Here is a 21,339-nt window from a genome sequence, read left to right on the forward strand (position 1 = left end):
CCTCAGGCGCGGTCGTCCACCCGCAGCGATCGGATCATCCCGTGGAGCAGGCGCGCCGCCGCCTGCCGCTCCTCCTCCGTGAGCCCCTCCAGCATCCGCAGCTCCACCCCGCGGACGGCGGCGGACGCCTCGGCCAGGCTCCGGCGTCCGCGCTCGGTGAGCCGGGCGGGGAGCGCCTTGCCGACCGGAGCCGCGTCGGGGCGGGTGACGACGCCGTCGCGCTCCAGAGTCTGCAGCAGGACGTTCATCGACTGCCGGGTGACGAAGGCGCCCCGCGCGAGCTCCGAGTTGGAGAGGCCCGGCCGCTGGGCGAGGAGCTCGAGGCAGGAGTAGTGGGTGACCGTCATCCCGAGCGGGCGGAGCACCGCCTCCATCGCCGCGCGCAGGGCGCTCGACGCCTCCTTGAGGAGGTAGCCGAGCGAGGTCTCGAGGTCGATGCCGTCTTGACTCATGTCAGTATTCTGACATACGCTCCGGTGTGTCAGAAAGCTGACACAACCGAGGAGGAACCCCATGCCCGTCACCGGCCCCGACTTCGTCTCGCTCCAGGTCCGCGACCTCGCGGCGTCCCAGGTGTTCTACGAGCAGTACCTCGGCCTGGTCCGCTCGCCCGCCGGCCCGCCGCACGCCGTCGTCTTCGCGACGACTCCGATCGCCTTCGCCCTGCGCGACCTCGAGCCCGGCACCGACCTCGACTCCGCCTCCCGCCCCGGGGTGGGCGCCGCGATCTGGCTGCACGCGACCGGCGTGCAGGAGATCCACGACGCGCTCGTCGCCGACGGGCACCCCGTCGTCGCGGCTCCCATCGACGGCCCGTTCGGGCGCACCTTCACCCTCGCCGACCCGGACGGGTACCACGTCACCCTGCACGACCGCGCCTGAGCGGGACGGTGCGGACCGCGCCTGAGCTGAGCGGGGCAGAGCGGACGGGACGGGGCCGAGCGCCTCAGCCCATCGCGCGCAGCTGAGCGGCGAAGAGGTGCAGCGAGCGGTCGACCTCGGGCAGCGCCGGCGTCCGGTTGAGGTGCCCGTGGGGCATGCCGGCGGCCAGGTGCCCGGTCACGGCGACGCCCGCCTCCGCGAGCTGGCGCAGGAGCAGCTCGGCCGACCCCCGCAGCTCGTCGTACTCGTTCACGAGGACCGTGACCGGAGGCAGACCCGCCAGCGGCGCGGAGCCGGGCAGCGCCTCGACGGGGAGGTCGGAGATCCGCCCGAGGTAGGTGCGCACCATGCCCTCGATGCTCGACGGAGGAAAGCGGAGGACGGGCGGCAGCTCACGCAGCTCGGCCGCGATCGCGTCGTCGACGGCGGGGTTGGGGAAGTGGGCGAAGGGGTAGGCCAGGAGCACGTGCTCCGGCAGCCGCGCACCGGCGTCGCGCTCGCGGAGGACCGCGCCGAGGGCCAGGGCCGCTCCCGCGCTCGCGCCGCCGATCGCGACGGGCGTGGATCCGGACTCCGTGCTGCGGAGGTGCCGCCAGGCGGCGTGCACGTCGTCGAGCGGGACGGGGTAGCGGACGTCGGGGCCGGCGAGCCGGTAGTCGACGGAGGCGACCCGGGCCCGCGCCCGGTGGGCGAGCTCCGCCGCGACGACGTGCGACTCGCGCATGTCGATGCTCCCGGCGGCGAACCCTCCTCCGTGCACCCAGAGCAGAGCGCGCTCGGGCGCGGCGGGCGAGTACACGCGCAGCGGGACCGGTCCGTGCGGGCCGGACGCCGTCTCCGCGACGACGTCGATCCCCTCCGGCAGCGACCAGGGCCCCGGATCCTCCTCGAACGCGGCCATGCGGGCGGCCTGCTCGGCGTCGAGCGGATACGCGAGGCCGGCCAGGAGAGGCAGCCGAGCGGCGAGGTACGGATCGAGCGGCATCGGCGCCTCCTGCGGGGTCGGGGTCGCGGACCACGCTAGCCCGGCCGCGGGTCCTCGAGCGGCGCCTGCTCAGCCGCGTCTCTGCAGGAGCATCACGCCGTCCAGGAGCACGGCTGCCGTGCCGTCGGGAGCGGTCACGGCGCGCTCCCTCGTCTCGACGAGCTCCGCGGTCCACTCGGCGGGGTCGAGGGCCAGCTCGGCGAGCTCCTCCTCGGGGCCGACGAGGTGCATCGCTCCGTGGCGGTGGTCGTCGCCGCTCGCCCACGGCGGGGGCGCGGCGTGCGAGACGACGGCGAGGCGGCCGCCGGGAGCGACGACGGAGGCCGCCCGCCGCAGCACGTCGATCCGCGGGAACTCGGCCATCGAGTGCAGGAAGCTCGCCGTCACCAGATCGAACTCCCCCACGACCGGCCAGTCCTCGGCGAGGTCGGCCTGCACGAAGTCCACGTCGGCGCCCCGCTCGGCCGCGGCCGCGCGCGCCCGGCCCAGCGCCGTCTCGGAGAGGTCGAGCCCGGTCACGCGCCAGCCGAGCGACGCCAGCCACAGCGCGTCCGCCCCCTCGCCGGCGCCGAGGTCGAGGGCGCGGCCCGGCGGCAGCGAGCCGACCAACCCGACCAGCGTCGCGTTCGGCCGGCCCGACCAGATCCGATCGGAGTCGGCGTAGCGCGCCTCCCACTGCTCGCGTGCGGTGCTCATGCTGCTCCTCGTCCCCGGGCGCAGGGGCACCCGCGTCGAGGGTGCCGCGACGCCGCTCCGGCCGCCAGCCGTCGTGCCGAACCGGCACGGGCACCCGTCCCGCGGACGACACGGCCGGACGGAGCCGCGGCGCCGCGCGGACCCGCCGGACGCACTTCCCCGACACGCCCCGCGCCGATTAGCGTCGGTGCATGGCCCTCCGACTCGAAGAGATCATCGTCGACTGCACCGACTTCCGGACCCTCGGGCACTGGTGGCAGGAGGCGCTCGGCTGGGACGTCGTGGACGAGGACGAGGACGGCATCGAGCTGCTCGCCCCGTCGGGCCGCGGGCCGAGCCTGCTCTTCCTCGACGTACCCGAGCGCAAGACCGTGAAGAACCGCCTGCACCTGGATTTCGTGCCGGACGACCAGGAGGCGGAGGTCGCGCGGCTGGTCGGCCTGGGGGCGACGCGGTCCGACGTCGGGCAGGGCGAGCAGTCCTGGGCCGTGCTCGCCGACCCGGAGGGCAACGAGTTCTGCATCCTCTCGGCGCGGGAGTGAGAGCGCTTCCACTTTCCAGGACGGTTGTCGGGAAAGCGCTTCCATGCGCATGCATCGAAAAAGATTCTGAAATGTCAAGGGTAGAACGATCGTTCTCGACTCCCTAGCATCGCCTCCGACGCGTTTCCCGACCGGGAGCGCGCGGAGCCGAGGAGTCACCGTGACCACCTACGACAGACCCGTCGCCGCCGTCGGCATGACGCAGTCGCAGCAGCAGGGCGAGCTGCTCGCAGGCCGCGCCCTCGAGAACCGCGCCCTCGGCCTCTACGCGTACGCCTACCGGCTCACACTGTCGGACTCCGCGGCGAGCGCCGCCCTCCGTCACGCGGCGGTCACCGTCCGCAGCGGACGGCCGCAGGGACTCGACGACACGGGCGCCCTCGACCTGATGCGCTCCGAGGTCGGACGCGCGAGCGTGAAGCGCGGCGGCTCCGCGATGGAGCGCGCCGAGCAGGCCCCGTCGGCGATCCGCGAGGACGACCTGCTGCGCTCGGGCTTCCACCGCCGCCTGCACGCCCTGCCGACGCTCGAGCGCCAGGCCTGGCTGCTCCGGCACACCGGCGGCCACGACGTCGACGCGATCGCGGCGATGCTGCAGGAGTCGGCGGAGCGCATCCGCTCGGCCCTCGCCTCGGCCGCCCGCACGCTGGTCGAGGGCGAGCTGGCCGAGAGCGAGTCCGCGGAGTAGCGCGGCACGAGGTGCCCGAGAGACGCCGGGTCCAGCCGGCGGCGCCCCTCAGGCGTCTGGGACCCGGCCGCGACTCGGCGCGACCGGGAGGACGGGGTCAGTCGAGGTAGTCGATGTCGTCCCACGGCTGGTGGACGTCACCGGTGTCGCGGTCGTCGTCCGGCACCTCGAGCTCCTCGAAGATCACCGGAACACCCGTCGAGATCAGGACGCTGACCTGGCGGTTGCCCACGATCACGAAGTCGACGAGGCCTCCTCCGGCCTGCGTCGCCTCGGTCGCCGACCGCTTCAGCTCGGCGACGTCGGTCCCCTGGGACAGCCCGTAGGTCTTGCCCTCGATGGTGACGGTGGTGCGGATCATGTGGCGCTGCTGCTCCTCGGCTCGATGGGTTCAGCGTACGAATCGCGACAGAGCGCTGCCAGGCCTTGCGGTGGACGCCCGCGGCTGCCACGGGTGAAGGGGCCGGCTGAGGCGAGCGGCGTCCGGAGCCGAGGCCGGAAGCAGCGTGACGGGCCGCTCGGGCGGATCCGCCGCTCCTGACCTCGGTTCCGGACACCGGGCGGCGGAGTCAACCGGGCGCGCTCCACGGAGCTCCCGCCGTAGCGTGGAACCTGTCCGCACGTTCCGCATCCAGCGACAAGGAGGATCCGATGACCGAGAAGAACACTCCCGAGGACCCGCAGACCACCGACCCCGAGCACGTCGACCCCGAGACGGCCACCGACCCCGAGGGCGACCCGGTCGAGAACCCGTCGGGCTGACGCCCGCACCGGAACGGCCCGCGGCCACCGGGACACCGCTGAAAAGGCGGAGTCCCGGGGGTCGCGGGCCGTTCCCGTGTCCGGCGCCGCCATACTGACGGAGTGCAGGCCGAGGACGACGAGCGCAGGGATCTCGAGCGGATCCTGTCGGCCCGACCCCGCGACGACGGCGCCGACCGGGACGAGCGGCGCGAGGCGCTGCGACGGCTCGGCGAGCTGGAGGCGGAGGACGCGCCTCCCGGAGTGACGCGGTCCGGCGCGCAGACCGGCGCCGCGCCGTCCGGAGCGCAGCCGGGTACGGCGCATCCCGGGACGGCGACCGACTCGCGCGCCCCCCTGCCCGCGACCGCACTTCCGCTGTCGGCGACCGCCGGCTCCGGGACTCCGGAGTCGCCCGCCGAGCACCCCGACCGGCCGGCCCCGCGGACGCCGCACCCGCGCCGCCGCCGCCTCGTGCTCGCTGCCGCGATCGTCGGCGGAGCCGCGGTCGGCGCGATCGTCCCCACCGCGCTCCTCCTCCCTCCGCCCGCGGACCCCGTCGCCCCGCCGACCGCCTCCGCGGATCCCGCCGACCGCTTCGCCGCGCTCGTCGAGGGCTGGGAGCCGACCACCGACGTCCCGCCGGGCCTCGCCCTGCTCGCCGGGGAGGCCGTCGTCTACGGCTCCGGGTTCGACACCGCCGAGAACGACCGCCTGCTGATCACCGAGCCGAACGGCACCACGGTGTGCCTCGCCGTGCAGCGCCCGGACGCGTCCTTCTTCGCCGGCTGCACCGGCTCGGAGGCGTTCTTCGCCGGGGAGCCCCTCCGGGTCAGCGGCACGACGCTCCGCAGCGGCGCCCCGGTGTACACGCAGATCCTGCTCCGCCCGGACGGGACGATCGAGGGCGGCTACCAGCTGGTGCCGGAGTCGCCGCAGCCCGAGGCGGAGGAGTCCGGAACGGTGGAGTCCGGGTCACCGGACCCCGCGACCAGCGAGCCCTGAACCGCCGAGCCCGCGACCAGCGAGCCGTGAGCCTGCGACCAGCGAGCCTCTAGGCGCGCGTCGCCTCCGCCGCGTCCGCGATCACCTCGGCCGCGGACGCCGTCCGCTCCCACACCGCGCGCTGCAGCTCGGCGCCCGTGCCCCGCGCCAGGACCCGCTCGACGCCGCACGCCGCGACCTCCTCGTCGCCCGACTCCGCCAGCGCCCGACCCGCGTGGTCGAGCAGGCGTGCCAGTACCGCGGAGGCGGGGGCCGGGCAGCCGTCGACCGGATCGATGAGGTCGCCGGTCGTGCCGTGGCGGCTCGCCAGCCACGAGGAGACGGCGATCACCGGAGTCGGCAGCGGCACGGGCGGGACCCCGGCGCCCGCGTCGCGCACGGCCGTCTCGGCGAGCGCCCGGATCAGGACGGCGATCAGCGCCGAGTCCTCGGCGTGCAGCGGGACGTCGGCGATGCGCACCTCGACGGTCGGGTGCGCACGGGAGAGACGGGCGTCGAAGTAGAGCATGCCCTCGTCCAGCAGCACGCCGCAGGAGGTGAGGGAGGCGACGACGCTCCGGTACTGCTCGACGTCGCCCCAGATGCCGACCGGGCCGGCGGTGGGCCAGCGCCCCCACGACTGGTAGCGCCAGCTGGCGAACCCGGTGTCGACACCGGCGCTCAGCGGGGAGTTGGTGCTCAGGGCGAGGAGGGCGGGCAGCCAGCCGCGCAGCCGGTCGAGGACCGCGATCCCCTCCTCCGGCGACCCGATCCCGACATGGACGTGCAGGCCGCAGGTGAACTGCTCGCGGGCGACGAGGCCGAAGCGCTCGGCCATCCGGTCGTAGCGCTCGTCGGCCGAGAGGTGCGGCTCGAACGCGGCGGGGCTGGTCGCGACCGCGACGGCGCGGGCACCGACCTCGCGGGCGGAGTCGTCGGCCAGGCGGCGGCCCTCGCGCAGTCCGGCCAGCAGCGCGTCGTACGTGCGGGCGGGCGAGCCGACCGCCTCGATCTGCTCCGCCTTGAGCTCGGCGGCCAGGGCGACCGCAGCGGAGCCGCGCACGGAGCCGAGCAGCAGCGGCGCCGCGGGCGTCGGGAGGAACGTGCCGGCGTCGACGAGGAGGTACTCCTCCTCCACCCCGAAGGTGCGGGCGCTCATCGGAGCGCCTTCCGCTCGAGTCCCCCGCCGCAGCCCACCCGGTCATCCCACCGTGCCGGGCGCCCGCCGAGCAACCGTCCTCGGCCGATGTTCAGCGTCGGGACGCCCGCGACGCCGGTCCGCGGGCGGGCTGTCAAGGCCGGGTGCAGCGGGGCGCGGAGCGGCAGGATCGGAGCACACCCAGAACCGGAGGTCCCCGTGCCCGACAGCACTCCCGAGCAGGCCGAGTACGACGTCGCCGTCATCGGCGCAGGACCCGCGGGGACGGCCGCCGCCCTCCGCGCCGCTGAGCTGGGAGCGCGCGTCGTCGTGCTCGAGGCCGCGCGCGTCGGCGGCACCTGCGTCAACACCGGCTGCGTGCCCACCCGCGTCCTCGCGAAGACGGCGCGGATGATGCGCGAGACCCGCTCCGCCGGCGACTACGGGATCGAGATCGGCACTCCCGTCCTCGACTGGGCCGCGACCGTGCGCCACGTGCACGAGCGCGTCGACCTGGTGCGCTCGATCAAGCGCGAGGCGCAGCGGTTCGAGGAGGCGGGGGTCGACCTGATCCACGAGGGCCGCGCCCGCTTCGTCGACGAGAGCACCCTCGTGCTCGACAGCGGGCGGCGGATCCGCGCGCGCTCGATCATGGTCTGCGTCGGCGGGCACTCGCGGCGGCTGCCGATCCCGGGCGCCGAGCTCGCGACCGTGCCGGAGGACGTGCTCGGGCTGACCGAGCTGCCGCGCCGCGTCGCCGTGATCGGCGGCGGCAACACGGGCGCCCAGCTCGTCACCGTCTTCAACGCCTTCGGCTCCGAGGTGACGCTCCTCGACGTCGCCCCGCGGATCCTGATGACCTCCGACTCCAGCATCTCCGAGCACGTCGGCGCCGCCTTCGAGCGCCAGGGCGTCCGCGTCCGCACCGGGATCGAGACGGTGTCGGGCATCGAGCGGCAGGACGACGGCTCGCTCGCGATCGCGTGGCGCGAGGGCGGCGAGGACCGGACGGTCGAGGTCGACGTGGTGGTCATGGCCACCGGCTGGCCCGCCGACGTCGAGGACCTCGGGCTCGAGAACGCGGGCATCGAGGTCGTCCGCTCGGCGATCCCCGCCGATCAGTACTTCCGCACCGTGGTGCCGCACATCTTCGCGGTCGGCGACGCGAACGGGCGCGACATGCTCGTCCAGGCGGCGCAGTTCGAGGCGGAGGCCGCCGCCGAGAACGCGGTGCTCGGCGCGAACCGGCGCACGCCCCAGTTTCTCCTGCCCGCGGGCGGATTCACGGACCCTGACTACGCGGGCGTCGGCTTCACGCAGGAGCAGGCCCGCGAGCGCGACCCGCAGTGCGTCGTCGCCTCGGTGCCGTTCTCCAATTTGGACCGCGCCGTCATCGACGACCGCGAGAACGGGTTCCTCACGCTGATCGCCGACCGGCGCCGCGAGCTGCTGCTCGGCGCGCACGCGGTCGGCGAGAACGCGATCGAGGTCGTGCAGTCGGTGACCACGGCGATGGCGGCCGGAGTCGACCTCGCGACCCTCGCGAACGTCCGCTTCGCCTACCCCACCTACAGCGCGGTGATCGGGATGGCGGCGCGCGCCCTGCTGGCCGAGCCGGCGCGCCCGACCGAGCTGGACTGACGCGCTACCCGATCCTCGGAGGCGGCGCCAGCCCCGAACCGGCGGCCCGCCGCCTCCGAACCACTGGAGACGGGCACTCCGCCCGCCCCGCCGAGAGGAACCCCTGTGCCGATCCCCGCTGTCGACTACAACCACGTCCGACTCACCGTCCGCGACATCGCCGTCTCGCGCCCCTTCTACGACTCCGTCTTCGGCTTCGACGTCGCCTTCGAGGCGCCGCCGGCCGACGCGTCGCCGGAGGAGAAGGAGCAGCTGGCGTTCGTGTTCGGCGGCGTGATCTACCAGTTCCCGGGCGGACTGCTCGGCCTGCGCCCCGTCGCGCCCGGCGACGACCGCTTCGACGAGGACCGGGTCGGGCTCGACCACGTCAGCTTCACCGTCCCCGACCTCGACGCGCTGAAGGCGGCCGCGGCCGTGCTCGACGACCTCGGCATCGCCCACGAGCCGATCAAGGACGCCGGCGGCATGAGCCTCCTCGAGTTCCGCGACCCCGACAACATCGCGCTCGAGATCACGTCCCCGAGCTGATCGGAGCAGCGCGCGTATCGAGATCTCCACGCACGAACGGGCAGGTCTCGATACGCCGCTTCGGGCTACTCGACCAGCAGAAGTCCCCGCCGTGCTGATCGAGTAGCGCGCACCGCGCGCGTCTCGAGATCCCCGCGCACGCCCGGAGAAGCGGACTACGGACGCCGCCGACGGTACGGAGTCGTCGTCGACACCCGGACGAGGCCCGCGCGCTCCAGGATGGGCCGCGAGTACTCGGTCGAGTCGCTGTGCACGAGGGTCTTCCCGAGGGCTCGAGCGGAGGCGGCGCGGGCGGCCGTGACCAGGCCGTAGAGCCCGCGTCCGCGGTAGTCCGGCAGCGTCGCTCCGCCCCAGATGCCGGCGAAGGCGGTGCCCGGGACGGGCTCGAGCCGGCCGCCGGACGCCATCCGCCCGTCGACCTCGGCGACCCACAGCTCCATGCCGTCGCCGCGCGCCAGGCGGGCGACGAGCGAATCGGCGATCGACACGTCGACCTCCTCCTCGAAGGCGGCGTCGATCATGGCGCTGAACGCGCGGACGTCCGGCTCGTCGATGACCCGCCGCAGCACGACCCCCTCCGGGACCGGCCGGTCCGAGAGCAGCGCCTCGACCGGGCCGATCATGATCGACTCGGCCTCGTCCGGCGCGAAGCCGTTCGCGACGAGCGCGTCGTGCAGGCCGGGGGCCTCGTCATGGCCGCGGATCTTCCACTCGACGCGGGTGATGCCGGGATCGGCGTCGAAGTGCGCGCAGGCCGCGGCGACCAGGCGGGCGATCTCCGCGGAGGAGGCGCCGGCGAGGTCGCGGTAGGTGACGAAGCCGCGTCCGCCGGCGAAGGTCACCAGACGCAGAGGCCCTTCGCGCGTCACGGAGACGGCGCTCGGGGTCTCGGCGTCGGAGCGGAGCTGGTCGTCGTAGGCGCGGAGGTAGTCGGAGCTCATCGCCCCGACGCTACCCCCGGACCCGGGCGATCAGGTCCTGGATGAAGGGGATGACGTCCTTCGCCTGGTCGACGCTGGCGAATCCGGTCGCGACGAGCGGCCAGATCGAGCCGATGAGCGTCGCGATGACGGCGGCGACTGCGGCGACCCAGGCGAGGGCCGCGTTGCGGGAGAGGAACGCGACGGCGAGGCAGGCCAGGCCGACCGCGTAGCTGAGGACGATCGAGAGGACGATCGCGCCGACCGGGACGTCGAGCGCCCCGGCCGTGGTGCCGTCGGCCGCGCCGATCAGCCCGAGGACGGGCAGCAGCACGGCGACGACGACCACGAACGAGAGCACGACGCCCGTGCCGAGCGCGATCCAGGCCGCGCGCGGCTTGCGTCGCGCGCCGTACGAGCGGGTGCGCACGGGACTACTCCCGACCGGCGGCGGACGACGCGCGGTCGTCCTCGGAGCGGTGGGCGTCGTCGGACGCGGCGTCGCGATCGGCCGCGGCCTCGTCGCGCTCGACGTGCTCGGACTCCTCTGCCGGAGCGACCTCGACGGTCGCGGTGCGGGGGTCGCCGTCGTCGTCCACCGGCTCGACCTGGACGCGGACCACGAACTCCGCGGTCTCGACGACGGCCGGGGCCGCGTGCGTCTCGACGCGGGGGTCGTCCTCGTCGCGCTCGGCGGCGCGCTCGTCGTCGGCCGTCTTCTGGGCGGCTGCGCGCTCGTCGCGCTCGTCGGCCGCGCGGTCCATCGCGTCAGCGGCGTCGTCGGCGGCGTCCGCCAGGCGTCCGCGGGCGGAGTCGACGGCACCGGAGACGGCGTCGCGAGCGTTCCCGGCGGCCTCCACGGCGGAGTCGCGGGCGTCGGACGCGGCGCGCTTGGCGGTGTCGACGAGCGGCTCCTCGTCCTCCTCCGGCTTCTCGATCGGGTCGAACGGGCCGTGGACGTCGGTCGCCTCGACGTTGACGACGACGTGGCCGCCGGCGACCGGCTCCGCCACGCGCTGCACCTGATCGCGCACGGCGTCCAGGACCTCGCGGACGGGGTGGGGGTACTCGACGACGAGGTCGATGTCGACGGTGGTGACGCCGTCGGCCTTCGAGACCGTGACTCCAGGGACGGTGCTGGTGCCCAGCACGCGGCGGGAGGCGCGGTCGAGGCCGCGGGCGACGGCTCCACCGAGGTGGTGGACGCCGGACACGCGCTGGGCGCTCTCGCCGGCGGCGGTCGCGACCCGGCTCTCGGTCGACTCGGGCTCGGACGGCTTCCCGTCGCGGCGGACGGACTCGCGCCGGCTCTGCTCGTTCGGGGTCGGCTGCTCATCGGTGCGGATGCGCTCGACGGTGCCGGGCTCCATCGGATCGGACATGGGGTGCTCCTTCAGAAAGACTTCCATCCCGCCTAAGCGGGGCTCTCCGGCCCTCCCGATCGGGAGGGCCGGACGGTGGTGCCGGCGGCTACTGCACGCGGGCGGTGCCGCTCATCTTCGTCCGCAGACCGCTGACGATCTGGATGACGACGGGCGTCTCCTCGCCGAGGAGGGCGTCCCACCGGCGGACGGCCTGGTCGACCGTCTGCCGGGTGCGGGCGGGCGAGGCGCCGCGGCGGGTGTGCGCGGTGACGCGCAGCACCTTCTGGTGCTTGATCTCGAACGCGGTCACGTCGACCGCGACGATGGACGGCTCCTGCGACAGGGCCTCCTCGAGGACCTGCTCGGCGACCTTCGCGTCGATGGTGACGGAGCCGCCGGTGGGCGTCCCCGCTCCCTCTCCGGAGCCGACGCGCAGCAGCGTGGAGGTGCGGCCGCGGCCCTGGCGCACGATGAAGCGCACCAGCAGCAGGATGAGGACGAGCGCGACGACCGCGATGACCCAGAGGATCCACGGGGTGCCGCCCGAGAGGGCCTGGCTCGTGGGGTCGGCCGCGTCCTGCGCGGCGGTGGACACGTTCTCCTGCACCTGCGGGAGCAGCGACCCCACCGCGACGGCGCCGCCGGCGAGGAGGAGGACGAGGCCCACGACGAACAGGAGCAGCCGGTTGAGGAATCGGTTCGTGGTGGTCATCAGCGGACCGTTCCCTTCTCGGACAGGCGCACCTTGGAGCGCAGGCGCGGGGTGCAGTCGAACGTGGCGAGCTCGGCGTCGACGGCCTCGCGGATCGGCGTGACGTCGATGCTGCGGCCGGAGGTGCGGGAGACCGTCACGTCGACGACGCGGGATCCGACCGACACCGACACGTTGTCGGGGTCGACGTCACCGGCGTAGCCGGCGGTGCGCGCGACGGCCTGCGCGATGACGCGGTCGTCGACGATCGCCGCGGTGCGGTCGGTGCTGACGGCGCGACGGCCGCGGCGGCCGGGCTTGAGCGACACGACGATCAGGACGAGCCCGATCAGCGCGAGCACGGCGCCGGCGGCGGCGGTCAGCGCGATGGGCGCCGCGGCCGCGTTGAGCAGCGAGGACGCTCCGTCCTGCGGGGCCACGAGCAGCGCGGGCTGGCCGAGGACGGCGAGGACCGCCTCCGTGCCCAGCCACGCGAACAGGAGGATGAGCAGGACGGCGAGGACGATCGCCGATCCGGAGCGGGACGAGTGCGTCTCGCGCCGCACCAGGCGCGGGTAGAGCGCCCGGCCGGCAGTGGTGGGAGTCGTCACGACACCCTCCTTCGTTCTCGGAGGTCGGCACCGGTGATCCGGAGGTCGACCCGGCCGATCGTGGAGCCCGTCAGTTCGAGGCAGCGCGAGCGGATGGTCGTCTGCGCCCGGCTGAGTCGGTCCAGCAGCGTCCCGGAGGAGCGGCGGCCCGTCTCGCTCAGGGGCGTGACGTGGATGGGGGCGTGCGCGACGACGTGGAGGCGTCCTCCCTCGTCGTCGAGCTCGACGGACACGTCGGACGAGTTCACGTCCAGCGCCTCCGCGGTGACGGCCGACACGACTCGGCGCACGGCGCGCGAGCTGATCGTCGTGCGGCCGTGGCTGGCCTCGTCGGCCATCACCGCCGCGGTCACGAAGACCGCCGCCCGCGGAGGGTGTCGCCGAGGGAGCGCAGGTCGAGCTTGCCCTCGACGACCCGCCCGACGCCGTAGCCGATCGCCATGGCGAGGGCGACCCAGAGGAGCGCCCAGAAGCCGAAGACGAGAGCGGTCAGCGCGAGGACCGCGCCGAGGACCAGGCCGATGTGGGACGGAGTCACTTGACGCGGCTCTCGGTCTCGTCGTCCTTGTCGTCCGAGGGGATGAAGACGTCGGAGATGGTGACGTTGACCTCGGCGACCTCCATGCCGACGACCGAGGAGATGGCCTCGGAGACGGCGGAGCGGATGCTGTCGGCGAGCTTCTGCAGCGCGACGGGGTACTCGGCGACGACGGTGATGTCGGCGGCGACCTGCTTCTCGCCGACCTCGACGGAGATGCCCTGGCCGCGGTCCTGCGCGTTGATCGCGTTGCGGATGGCGCCGATGGCGCGGGCGGCGCCGTTGCCCAGGTCGTGCACGCCGGGGACCTCGCGGGCCGCGATGCCGGCGACCTTCTCGACGACGCCGTCGGCGATCGTGTTCTTGCCGGCCGAGGTGGCGGTGCCGTGCTTGGCCGAGGAGGCGTTGGCGAGGCTGGTGGGGGTGACGTTGGTCATGATCTTCTCCAGATGGTCAGAGGTCGTGGCCGGGGCCGCGGTGCTCACGATCCGTGGCACATGATGAAGACGTGGCCCGGGGCTCGGACGTCCCGGTGGCTCAGCCAAGGTGCAGGGAACGTCGAGCGGAGATGCGTTTCGCGGCCACCGGCGTCCACAGGCTCCTTCGGCGCACTCGCTGAGCGGCCAGCGGAGTGCACAGCCGCGTCAGGCCGCGGTCGCCGTCCCCGCCGGGAGCCGGCCGTCGCGCCGACGGGTGAGGGCGCGGCGCCAGGCGGGGCTCCACCGCTCCTCGGCGACCGCGTTGACGCCCCACGACAGCAGGAGGACGACGAGGAAGGCGACGAGTCCGGCTCCGTCGCGGCCGATCAGCGGCCAGAGCGCGCTGACGATCGCGCTGCCCACGACCAGATGGAGGATGTAGAGCGAGTAGCTGATCCGCCCGAGCCAGAGCAGCGGCGCCCATCGCAGCACGGCGGTCCGGCGCCGCATCGCGACGACCGCGACGGCCGCGCAGACGCCGAGGACGACCGCTCCGTCCGGCCCGCCGTGGAGGAGCTGGGCGTTCAGGGCCGCGATCAGAGCCGCCGGCACGGCGAGGAGCTCGAAGCGCCCCTGGCGTCGCGAGAGGAACAGCAGCATTCCGACGCAGAAGAGGGGTCCGTACTCGGCCAGCGTCAGGTTCGCCAGGACCCGGACGGCGACCGGCGCCGAGACGACGTCGACGCCTCCCGAGACGAGGTGGGCGGCGACGGAGGCGGTCGCGGCGACGCCGAGCCAGACGACCACCAGCACGCGGACCAGCCGATCCGTGAACCGGCACTTCGTGAGGACGAGCACGAGCAGCACCAGCAGGTAGAACTGCATCTCGACGGCCAGCGTCCAGAACGCGCCGTTCACGTTGGGCACCAGCAGCAACCGCTGCACCATGGTGAAGTTGAGCAGCAGCTCCAGCGGCGTGAGGTCGGTGCCGGGGACGCGGGCGAGAGCGCCGACGACGATCGAGACGACCACCGCGATCCAGTAGGCCGGGTAGAGGCGGCTGACGCGGGAGATCGCGAAGTCCGACGGCCGCCGCGCGCGGCCCGCGGACATCAGGATCACGAAGCCGCTGATGACGAAGAAGAGCTGGACGCCGAACTCGCCGAACGGGAGCGCGACGGATCCCGGCGGTGCATCCGGATGATCGAGCGAGAACGCGGTGGTGAAGTGGTAGACGACCACGCCGAGGGCGGCGAGGCCGCGCAGACCGTCGAGCTCGACGAAGCGTGACGCCACCGGCTCCCCCGCTCCGGAGCCCCCGCCCCTCGCTCGAGTGTTCCAGAGCGCTCCGGCCGCCCGCGCGTCGGCCGTCCGTCGTTCCGCGCCGCGCCCGGCACCCGCCTCGACCCGCATCCCGGCGGCGGAGGCGCGGGGAGGGCGGCGCTCAGCTCTCGGGACGGATGCGGAGCGCGCGGGCGAGGGCATGCCGACCTGACCGAGCGGTTCGTCGCGGATGCGATCGCGCCGCCCTCGCGCATGACCGAGCGCGGACTCCTCCCCGCGGAGGAGCAGCGCGTCAGGCCTCGTGCAGGTGACGGTCGAGCGTCATCCAGTTCTCGCGGCTGAGGCGGGCGGCGCCGTCCGTGTCGCCCGCGCGGAGGGACTCCACGATCGCGCGGTGCTGCTCCACGGATCCTCGGGCCGCGAGGGAGGCGAAGCGCTGGCGCTCGGCACGGCGGATGAGCGGAGTGGCCTGCTCGAGCACGTCCTCGATCATCCCGTTGCCGCTGAGCCCGGTGAGCACCGCGTGGAACGCGTCGTCGGAGCGCAGCGCCAGCTCGACGTCGCCCTCCGCCAGCGCCCGGGCGAAGTCGTCGTTCGCCGACTCCATCGCGACGAGCGCCTCCGGAGTGACGGCCGGGCCGGCGAGGCGCGTGGCGAGCTCGTGCATGGCGGCGGCGATCTGCTGAGCGTCGCTGATGCTCTCGGCCGTGGCGGGGGTCACGATCGTCGCCCGGCCGGGCTTGGCCGAGACGAGGCCGACGCGGGCCAGCCGGAGCAGCGCCTCCCGGATCGGCGTCCGGCTGACCCCGAGCCAGGCCTCGAGCTCCTGGTCGCGGAGGCGCTCCCCAGGAGGCGCGCGGACACGATGCCCCCACCGGCGCCGGAGAAGCCTCGCGCTCCTCGATGAGCGAGAGGACATAAGCTCGCACACGTGGCAGCCGGCGCAGTGATGTACAACTTCGCGATACAGCTGGCTGATGTGGACCGCGGCGTCTACGAGGACATCACGTTGCGCGCCGCTCGGCACCCCTCCGAGACCGACGCGTACATGATGACGCGCGTGCTCGCGTACTGCCTCGAATACGTGGAGGGGATCACCTTCAGCGAGGGGATCTCGTCGACAGCGACCGAGCCGGCGGTGCTGGTCCGCGATCTCACCGGCAGGCTGACCACGTGGATCGAGGTGGGCGCGCCGGACGCCGAGCGACTGCACTTCGGGAGCAAGCTGGCCGACCGCACGACGGTCTACACGCATCGCAACCCGGAGAAGGTGATCGCGGCGTGGTCCGGCAAGCGCGTCCACCAGCTCGAGCAGATCACCGTGCAGAGCTTCGACCAGGGGTTCCTGGATGCCGCGGTCGCGGTACTCGAGCGCCGCAACACGCTGACCGTGTCGGTCGTCGAGGGGCAGCTGTATCTCGAGTTCAACGGCGTGACGTCGAGCAGCGACATCCACGTGCATCAGCCGGGCTGAGCCGGCGCCGAGTGTCACGAGGTCCGTGTCCGGAAGACCGGTCGGGGGACACGATGGAGCATCCTCCGAAACGGCCCCTCGGGACGCACCCGGAGACGACGAGGGCCGGCACTGCCGTGAGACAGTCCGGGCCCTCGGGCACGCAGGGGCTGCGCGTCAGCGGCGCAGCGTGTGGCTCGGCTTCTCGTCGAAGCGCACCTGGTACGCGCTCGCGAAGCGGCCGAGGTTGCCGAAGCCCCACTCGCGGGCGACCGCGGCGACGGTGGTCGAGCAGGGGTCGCCGGCGACCAGGTCGGAGTGGGCGCGGTCCAGCCGCACGTCGCGCAGGTAGACCGACGGCGACACTCCGAGGTGCCGCTTCGTCGCCTGCTGCAGCGTGCGGGTGTGCAGACCGGCCGCGCGGGCGGCGTCGGCCGGGGTGATCGGCTCGTGGGCGTGGTGCTGGAGGAAGTCGAGCGCCACCCGGGTACGAGAGGCGGACGGGCGCCGCAACACGGCCGGCACGTCCCACGCGCGCCACGGGAACAGCAGGAGCAGCACGCGGGCGAGGTCGAGCTCGGCGGTGAAGCGCACGAGCGGCGTGATCGCGGCCGTCGCGAGCGCGGCGCTCGCCTCCGTCACCGCGGCGCGCCAGCGGGCGAGGACGCCGGGGTCGGCGTCCGCCGCGTGGTCGAAGGAGACGGGCTGGCGGGGGCCGGCGTGCGTCTCGGTCGCGACGTCCTCGAGGAACCCGGGGGCGAAGTGGATGAGGTTCTGCCGGTGCGGCTCGAACTCGAGCCCGAACTGGCGCTCCGCGGGGAACAGGAACGGGGCCGACAGGGCGCCGGTCCGGGTGAACGGCGGCAGGTTCAGGCGTCCGCCGCCGGCGCGGAACCAGCCGACGACGTACTCCTTCAGGTGGGGGACCTGGCCGGTGAGGGCGCCGGAGCAGTCGGAGGTGCGCAGGGTCACCCGGTCGCTGCCGCGGACGGCGTAGCGGTAGGAGAAGCCGCGCTGCGACGGAGCGACGCGGAACTCGCCTCCGCCGTACGCCTCGGAGTAGACGGCGGACGCGGCGGACGGATCGTCGCCGGAGGCTTCGTAGCGCCGGTCGGCCCGCTCGTCGCCCGCGAAGGGGCTGCCGAGGGTGAAGGTCGACTCGCTCATGACGTCCGCCCGGGGCGGCGGCGGAGGGAGCAGTGCATGGGGACTTCTTCCGGGTTCGGGGTCCGTGCGCTCGGGGGGACGCACGAGGGGTACGGAATCAAGACGTGTCGAGGAGCCGGAATGTCACGAATCCCGTCTCGAGACGTCCCCCATCGGCGGCACTCGCAATCCGGCCAGCGGATTCGGCGGCCCGTTGTCAAGGCTGGTAGTCATGCCGGACGGCGCCCCACACTGAGGGCATCGGCGCGCGGGGGCACCGCGCGCGGGACCGCGGAGGAGGCGCTCATCGACGACGACCCCCTCCTGAACGCGTCCGACGCGACCCTCGCCGCGCGCGCCGTCGACGGCGACGTGCAGGCGTTCGAGCAGCTCGCCCGCCGCCACGGCGCCCTCATGCGCGTCTACGCCGCGAAGCTCCTCGGCTCCGAGGCGGAGTCCGAGGACGTGGTGCAGGAGGCGTTCCTCACCGGCTGGCGGCGTCTGGCCGATCTCGACAGCCCGGCGCACATCCGCAACTGGCTGATGCGCATCGTCACCCACAAGGCGATCGACCGGATCCGCGTCCGCCGCCGCCACGACGACATCGACGACTGGGATCCGCCCGCGCCGCCCGAGCACTCCCCCGAGCGCATCGTCGAGGCACGACTCCAGCTGGACGCGGTCTGGGAAGCGCTGGACCGATTGCCTGCTGATCAGCGACGCTGTTGGCTACTCCGCGAGACCGCCGGCTACAGCTACCAGGAGATCGCCGACGCTCTCGAACTCCCCGTCTCGACGGTCCGCGGCCTCCTCGCCCGGGCCCGTCGATTCCTGCTCCACGAATTGGAGGCATGGCGATGACCGACGACGCCGCCGTGCCCGAGGACGACCTCGACGGCCACACGCTCGAGGAGCTGGGCGAGTACCTCGACCGCGGTCGCGAGCCGCGCGACCCCTCGATCGAGAACTCCGCCGCGTGCCGGCTCGCTCTCGCGAACCTCACCCGCCTCACCGAGCTCTCGGCGCGGGCGCTGCGGCAGGAGGCCGACCGCGAGCCCGACCGCGACGAGGTCTGGATCGCCGGCCTGCTCGACGCGATCCGCTCCGAGGTGCGCTCCGGCCGCGACATCCCCGTCCGCCACCCCGACCCGACCCTCCGCCTGGCGCTCACGGAGGCGGCCGTGCGCGGGATGATCCGCCGCGCCGGCGACACGATGGGCGGCGTCATCATGGGCCGCTGCACCCTCGACGGCGACGTCTCGGCTCCCGGCGCGGTGGTGCGGATCGACGTGACCTGCGCCCTCGAGTTCGGCCTGCCGGTCGCCGTGGCCGCCGACCGCCTGCGCGAGCGCATCCGCTACGCCCTGGAGCGTCACACCGAGCTGACCGTCGGCGCGATCGACGTGACGGTCGACGACGTGTACCCCCACCGGGAGGAGCGGGAATGACCGACGACACCGAGCTCTCGCAGCGGCTGACCGCCGAGATCCGCGACATCGAGGGCGTCGCGGGGGTCTACCCCGCCCAGCCGATCGTCGAGGCCGCGGCCGACGCGCTCGCCGTGAAGCTGGACCTGCGGCAGCCCGACGTGCTGGTCGACATCGACCGGTCGGAGGGGTTCACCACGGTGAGCGCGCACATCGCCGCGTCCGCCGCACTGCCGGCCCCCGAGACGCTCCGCCTGGTGGGCGAGCGGATGCACGCGCTGCTCGCCGCCGACCCGTCGGTCTCGGGGCCGCTCGCCGTGAACGTGAAGGTGCGCCTCATCGAGGACTCGGGGCGCGCCGAGCACTGAGCGCAGCCGCCTCCCTCCCGCGGGAGGCCGCTCGGGTACGCCTCGTGCGGCGTGCCGCGTACCGGAGCGGCATCCAGGGGAAGGGATCAGGGGCAGCCCGTCCGGGTCAGCAGGAGACGAGACGGTCGAACCGGGACGCGACGCCCGAGCTGTCGCTGAACTTGCGGTTGATGACGCTCATCGTGTTGCAGCCGCTGTCCGGGCCGTTCTTCCAGATGACCTTGACGTTGCTCGCCTGGTCGCAGTGCCACCACACCGTGACCTGCGCGCGACCCAGGGAGTCGCGCTGCGAGCGGACCTCGTAGCAGTTGCCCGGGCCGCCGTTCTGGTAGACGAGCTGCCCGGCGGAGGCGGGGGTCGCGACGGCGACGGCCCCTCCGAGGGCGAGGGCGATCGCGGCGAGCGTGGCCGTGAGACGACGGTGCATGGTGTTCTCCTTCGAACGGGCGATCGGAGGCGACGGCGGCCGCCCCTCTGCCAGCACCCTGGACCCGGCCCCGCTGAGCCCGGTCGTGAGCTTTCGTCCCGGGGATCACCCCGCCTGGAGGGTGGAGGGAGAGCGAGCACTCCTCACTAGCGTCGAGGCGCGTGCAGCTGCGCGCCCCTTCGACGCAGAGGACTCGCCATGCCTTCACGACTCCTCGACCGGCCGCGACTCGCCCTCGCCCTCGCGGCCCTGTGCCTCGGAGTGCTCGCGGCGACACCCCCGCAGGCGGTCGCCGCCCTCGCACCGGCGTCCGCGACTCCGACCGCCTCGTCCGCCGGCCAGGCCGTCACGGCGGCGCCCGCCGACGCCCCGGGCTGGACCACGCTCCTGCGCGACGACTTCACCGGGCCGGCGGGCGCGCCGGTCGGGAGCCAGTGGGAGCACGAGGTCGGCACCTGGGGCACCGGGGCGGTCGACCGGACGACCGCGTCGACGGCGAACGTCTTCCTCACGGGCGGCGGCGCTCTGGGCATCCGCGCCCTCCGCGACTCCGCCGGAGCATGGACGTCCGGGCGGATCGTCACCGCCGACAAGTCGTTCTCGGCACCGGCGGGCGGCCGACTGCTGATGACCGCCTCGATCCAGCTGCCGGACGTCGCGCAGGCCACCGGCTACTGGCCCGCCTTCTGGGCTCTCGGGCGGGACGCGAACGCCGTCATCGACTGGCCCGCGACCGGCGAGTTCGACATGCTCGAGGCCGTCAACGGCACCGCCCAGGTGATCCAGACGCTGCACTGCGGAGTGCCGGACGGCGGCCCCTGCGACGAGCCCGCCGGCCGGACGAGCGGGATGCTGGACTGCGCGTCCTGCGTGACCGGGTTCCACCGCTACTCCGCCCTGCTCGACCGGACCGTGCCCGGCGACGAGCGCGTGGAGTTCCTCGTCGACGGCGTCACCCGGCACGTGGTGCGGGAGTCGGAGGTGGGGACGGCCGCGTGGCAGGCCGCGGTCCCGAACGACGTGCTGCTGATCCTGAACCTCGCCATCGGGGGCGGGCTGCCGAACGGGGTGTGCGGGTGCGACAGTGCAGCCGCTCCGAAGAGCTCCGGCGGGACGATGCTCGTCGACCACGTCGCGGTCTACCGGTCCGACGCGGCGCCGGCTCCGGTCGTCGTCGGGACCGCCGCGGTGGGCGCGACCCTGTCCTCCTCCGCCGGCCGGACGGGACCGCTCGTGCACCGCTGGGCGGCGGGAGGCGTCGACATCGCGGGAGTGACGGGTCCGGATCTCGTGGTCCCCTCCTCCGCGGTCGGCAAGCGGGTGACCGTGACGGTGAGCGCCGCCGACGGCTCCGGCCCGACGACCTCGCAGCCGACCGCACCGGTCGCCGCCGGCACCCTCGGCGCCGCGACGCCGACCGTCACGGGCACGGCCCGGGTCGGAGCGGTGCTCACGGCAGCCCCGGGTCCGTGGACGCCGACCCCCGTCAACCTCACCTACCGGTGGAAGGCGGACGGCGCGGCCATCGCGGGAGCGACGTCGCCGCGGTTCACGCTCACGAAGGCTCAGGCGGGGAAGCGGATCACGCTGACCGTCACCGGGACGAAGACCGGGTACACCACCGCGAGCCGGACCTCCGCGGCGACGGCGGTCGTGGGACGGTGACGGGCGCGGGCTGTCCCCCGCCCGCCACCGTGTCTCAGACCTCGCGCTTGCGGCGAGGAGCGATGCGCAGGACGGCGGTCCCCGCAGCGATGAGGGCGAAGGCCGCGAGGGCGAGCCAGACCGAGTCGAACCCGGTCATGGCGAGCGTTCCGGCACCGACTCCGGCTCCGGCGGCTGTTCCGATGTGGTTGTACATGTCTC

General features: G+C 73.9%; 29 protein-coding genes. 11 read left to right on the plus strand and 18 right to left on the minus strand.

The genetic code is table 11. The annotated features are described in order from the left end of the window. Positions 1-2 precede the first annotated feature (2 nt). A complete protein-coding gene (locus C5C56_RS12160; protein WP_104319681.1) occupies positions 3-452 on the minus strand; it encodes a MarR family winged helix-turn-helix transcriptional regulator in 450 nt (149 codons plus the stop codon). A gap of 61 nt (positions 453-513) precedes the next feature. On the opposite strand from C5C56_RS12160, the gene C5C56_RS12165 reads away from it, so the two are divergent. After that, on the plus strand, positions 514-882 hold the full coding sequence (locus C5C56_RS12165) for a VOC family protein (protein ID WP_104319682.1): 369 nt from the start codon (positions 514-516) through the stop codon (positions 880-882). Positions 883-946: 64 nt separating this feature from the next. Here C5C56_RS12165 and C5C56_RS12170 read toward each other — a convergent pair whose 3' ends face one another. Both C5C56_RS12170 and C5C56_RS12175 read right to left on the minus strand, forming a co-directional pair. Continuing rightward, positions 947-1,867, minus strand: coding sequence for an alpha/beta hydrolase fold domain-containing protein (locus C5C56_RS12170; RefSeq protein WP_104319683.1), 921 nt, complete (start codon positions 1,865-1,867; stop codon positions 947-949). A 69-nt stretch (positions 1,868-1,936) separates the two neighbouring features. Further along, positions 1,937-2,563: a class I SAM-dependent methyltransferase gene (locus C5C56_RS12175; protein ID WP_104263260.1), complete on the minus strand. Its 627-nt coding sequence runs from the start codon at positions 2,561-2,563 to the stop codon at positions 1,937-1,939. A gap of 191 nt (positions 2,564-2,754) precedes the next feature. On the opposite strand from C5C56_RS12175, the gene C5C56_RS12180 reads away from it, so the two are divergent. Together C5C56_RS12180 and C5C56_RS12185 are read left to right on the plus strand one after the other, a co-directional pair. Then, on the plus strand, positions 2,755-3,105 hold the full coding sequence (locus C5C56_RS12180) for a VOC family protein (RefSeq protein ID WP_104263261.1): 351 nt from the start codon (positions 2,755-2,757) through the stop codon (positions 3,103-3,105). 160 nt (positions 3,106-3,265) lie between these two features. Then, on the plus strand, positions 3,266-3,793 hold the full coding sequence (locus C5C56_RS12185; RefSeq protein ID WP_104273693.1) for a sigma-70 family RNA polymerase sigma factor: 528 nt from the start codon (positions 3,266-3,268) through the stop codon (positions 3,791-3,793). Positions 3,794-3,890: 97 nt separating this feature from the next. On the opposite strand, the gene C5C56_RS12190 is transcribed toward C5C56_RS12185, so the two are convergent. After that, positions 3,891-4,154, minus strand: coding sequence for a hypothetical protein (locus C5C56_RS12190; RefSeq protein ID WP_104224053.1), 264 nt, complete (start codon positions 4,152-4,154; stop codon positions 3,891-3,893). 503 nt (positions 4,155-4,657) lie between these two features. Between C5C56_RS12190 and C5C56_RS12195 the strand changes: the two genes are divergently transcribed. After that, positions 4,658-5,539 carry a hypothetical protein gene (locus C5C56_RS12195; protein ID WP_104319684.1) on the plus strand — a complete coding sequence of 294 codons (882 nt, stop codon included), beginning with the start codon at positions 4,658-4,660 and terminating at the stop codon, positions 5,537-5,539. Between the two features lie 49 nt (positions 5,540-5,588). Here the strand turns inward: C5C56_RS12195 and C5C56_RS12200 are convergent, their stop codons facing one another. Then, positions 5,589-6,677 carry a glutamate--cysteine ligase gene (locus C5C56_RS12200; protein ID WP_104319685.1) on the minus strand — a complete coding sequence of 363 codons (1,089 nt, stop codon included), beginning with the start codon at positions 6,675-6,677 and terminating at the stop codon, positions 5,589-5,591. A 198-nt stretch (positions 6,678-6,875) separates the two neighbouring features. Between C5C56_RS12200 and C5C56_RS12205 the strand changes: the two genes are divergently transcribed. After that, complete coding sequence (locus C5C56_RS12205) at positions 6,876-8,297, plus strand: NAD(P)/FAD-dependent oxidoreductase (protein WP_258059335.1); 1,422 nt, start codon at positions 6,876-6,878, stop codon at positions 8,295-8,297. A 105-nt stretch (positions 8,298-8,402) separates the two neighbouring features. Next, on the plus strand, positions 8,403-8,825 hold the full coding sequence (locus C5C56_RS12210) for a VOC family protein (protein WP_104223996.1): 423 nt from the start codon (positions 8,403-8,405) through the stop codon (positions 8,823-8,825). A 155-nt stretch (positions 8,826-8,980) separates the two neighbouring features. Here C5C56_RS12210 and C5C56_RS12215 read toward each other — a convergent pair whose 3' ends face one another. The 10 genes from C5C56_RS12215 to C5C56_RS12260 all read right to left on the minus strand — a co-directional run bounded on the left by C5C56_RS12215 (position 8,981) and on the right by C5C56_RS12260 (position 15,571). Next, entirely contained in the window at positions 8,981-9,766 is a 786-nt protein-coding gene (locus C5C56_RS12215; protein WP_104319687.1) for a GNAT family N-acetyltransferase, read from the minus strand. A gap of 10 nt (positions 9,767-9,776) precedes the next feature. Continuing rightward, positions 9,777-10,175 carry a hypothetical protein gene (locus tag C5C56_RS12220; RefSeq protein WP_104223994.1) on the minus strand — a complete coding sequence of 133 codons (399 nt, stop codon included), beginning with the start codon at positions 10,173-10,175 and terminating at the stop codon, positions 9,777-9,779. A gap of 4 nt (positions 10,176-10,179) precedes the next feature. Continuing rightward, positions 10,180-11,127 (minus strand): Asp23/Gls24 family envelope stress response protein, encoded by a 948-nt coding sequence (locus C5C56_RS12225; RefSeq protein WP_181137599.1) that lies wholly within the window; start codon positions 11,125-11,127, stop codon positions 10,180-10,182. Positions 11,128-11,215: 88 nt separating this feature from the next. Next, entirely contained in the window at positions 11,216-11,821 is a 606-nt protein-coding gene (locus C5C56_RS12230; protein ID WP_104319689.1) for a hypothetical protein, read from the minus strand. Then, the gene (locus C5C56_RS12235; RefSeq protein WP_104225847.1) at positions 11,821-12,411 is read right to left on the minus strand and encodes a DUF6286 domain-containing protein; all 591 of its coding nucleotides are present in this window, start codon (positions 12,409-12,411) and stop codon (positions 11,821-11,823) included. Before C5C56_RS12235 ends, C5C56_RS12230 begins: the two co-directional genes overlap by 1 nt. Then, positions 12,408-12,764 (minus strand): hypothetical protein, encoded by a 357-nt coding sequence (locus C5C56_RS12240; RefSeq protein WP_258065669.1) that lies wholly within the window; start codon positions 12,762-12,764, stop codon positions 12,408-12,410. The genes C5C56_RS12235 and C5C56_RS12240 overlap by 4 nt, the downstream gene beginning before the upstream one ends. Next, complete coding sequence (locus C5C56_RS12245; RefSeq protein WP_104223990.1) at positions 12,761-12,949, minus strand: DUF2273 domain-containing protein; 189 nt, start codon at positions 12,947-12,949, stop codon at positions 12,761-12,763. The genes C5C56_RS12240 and C5C56_RS12245 overlap by 4 nt, the downstream gene beginning before the upstream one ends. Beyond that, positions 12,946-13,386 carry an Asp23/Gls24 family envelope stress response protein gene (locus C5C56_RS12250; RefSeq protein WP_104223989.1) on the minus strand — a complete coding sequence of 147 codons (441 nt, stop codon included), beginning with the start codon at positions 13,384-13,386 and terminating at the stop codon, positions 12,946-12,948. Before C5C56_RS12250 ends, C5C56_RS12245 begins: the two co-directional genes overlap by 4 nt. Before the next feature lie 207 nt (positions 13,387-13,593). After that, complete coding sequence (locus C5C56_RS12255) at positions 13,594-14,664, minus strand: acyltransferase (RefSeq protein WP_181137600.1); 1,071 nt, start codon at positions 14,662-14,664, stop codon at positions 13,594-13,596. A 280-nt stretch (positions 14,665-14,944) separates the two neighbouring features. Continuing rightward, complete coding sequence (locus C5C56_RS12260) at positions 14,945-15,571, minus strand: GntR family transcriptional regulator (protein WP_104319691.1); 627 nt, start codon at positions 15,569-15,571, stop codon at positions 14,945-14,947. A gap of 12 nt (positions 15,572-15,583) precedes the next feature. On the opposite strand from C5C56_RS12260, the gene C5C56_RS12265 reads away from it, so the two are divergent. Next, on the plus strand, positions 15,584-16,126 hold the full coding sequence (locus C5C56_RS12265) for a YaeQ family protein (RefSeq protein ID WP_104250497.1): 543 nt from the start codon (positions 15,584-15,586) through the stop codon (positions 16,124-16,126). Between the two features lie 156 nt (positions 16,127-16,282). On the opposite strand, the gene C5C56_RS12270 is transcribed toward C5C56_RS12265, so the two are convergent. Beyond that, positions 16,283-17,272: a helix-turn-helix transcriptional regulator gene (locus C5C56_RS12270; RefSeq protein WP_104223975.1), complete on the minus strand. Its 990-nt coding sequence runs from the start codon at positions 17,270-17,272 to the stop codon at positions 16,283-16,285. 351 nt (positions 17,273-17,623) lie between these two features. Here C5C56_RS12270 and C5C56_RS12275 point away from each other — a divergent pair, with 351 nt between their 5' ends. From C5C56_RS12275 to C5C56_RS12285, 3 genes are read left to right on the plus strand one after another with little or no spacing between them, the layout of a single operon-like run. Next, positions 17,624-18,112 carry an RNA polymerase sigma factor gene (locus tag C5C56_RS12275; RefSeq protein WP_244248147.1) on the plus strand — a complete coding sequence of 163 codons (489 nt, stop codon included), beginning with the start codon at positions 17,624-17,626 and terminating at the stop codon, positions 18,110-18,112. Continuing rightward, positions 18,109-18,699, plus strand: a complete 591-nt coding sequence (locus C5C56_RS12280) for an Asp23/Gls24 family envelope stress response protein (protein ID WP_146076902.1) — start codon at positions 18,109-18,111, stop codon at positions 18,697-18,699. Before C5C56_RS12275 ends, C5C56_RS12280 begins: the two co-directional genes overlap by 4 nt. Continuing rightward, a complete protein-coding gene (locus C5C56_RS12285) occupies positions 18,696-19,046 on the plus strand; it encodes a hypothetical protein (RefSeq protein ID WP_104223972.1) in 351 nt (116 codons plus the stop codon). Before C5C56_RS12280 ends, C5C56_RS12285 begins: the two co-directional genes overlap by 4 nt. Before the next feature lie 106 nt (positions 19,047-19,152). On the opposite strand, the gene C5C56_RS12290 is transcribed toward C5C56_RS12285, so the two are convergent. Beyond that, positions 19,153-19,473: a hypothetical protein gene (locus C5C56_RS12290; protein WP_104308253.1), complete on the minus strand. Its 321-nt coding sequence runs from the start codon at positions 19,471-19,473 to the stop codon at positions 19,153-19,155. A gap of 198 nt (positions 19,474-19,671) precedes the next feature. On the opposite strand from C5C56_RS12290, the gene C5C56_RS12295 reads away from it, so the two are divergent. Continuing rightward, complete coding sequence (locus C5C56_RS12295; RefSeq protein WP_104319693.1) at positions 19,672-21,138, plus strand: family 16 glycosylhydrolase; 1,467 nt, start codon at positions 19,672-19,674, stop codon at positions 21,136-21,138. Between the two features lie 34 nt (positions 21,139-21,172). Here the strand turns inward: C5C56_RS12295 and C5C56_RS17935 are convergent, their stop codons facing one another. Beyond that, positions 21,173-21,334, minus strand: coding sequence for a hypothetical protein (locus C5C56_RS17935; RefSeq protein ID WP_167305255.1), 162 nt, complete (start codon positions 21,332-21,334; stop codon positions 21,173-21,175). Between the last annotated feature and the right edge of the window lie 5 nt (positions 21,335-21,339).

It is taken from the genome of Rathayibacter sp. AY1D1 (genome assembly GCF_002932635.1).
Classification (GTDB): domain Bacteria; phylum Actinomycetota; class Actinomycetes; order Actinomycetales; family Microbacteriaceae; genus Rathayibacter.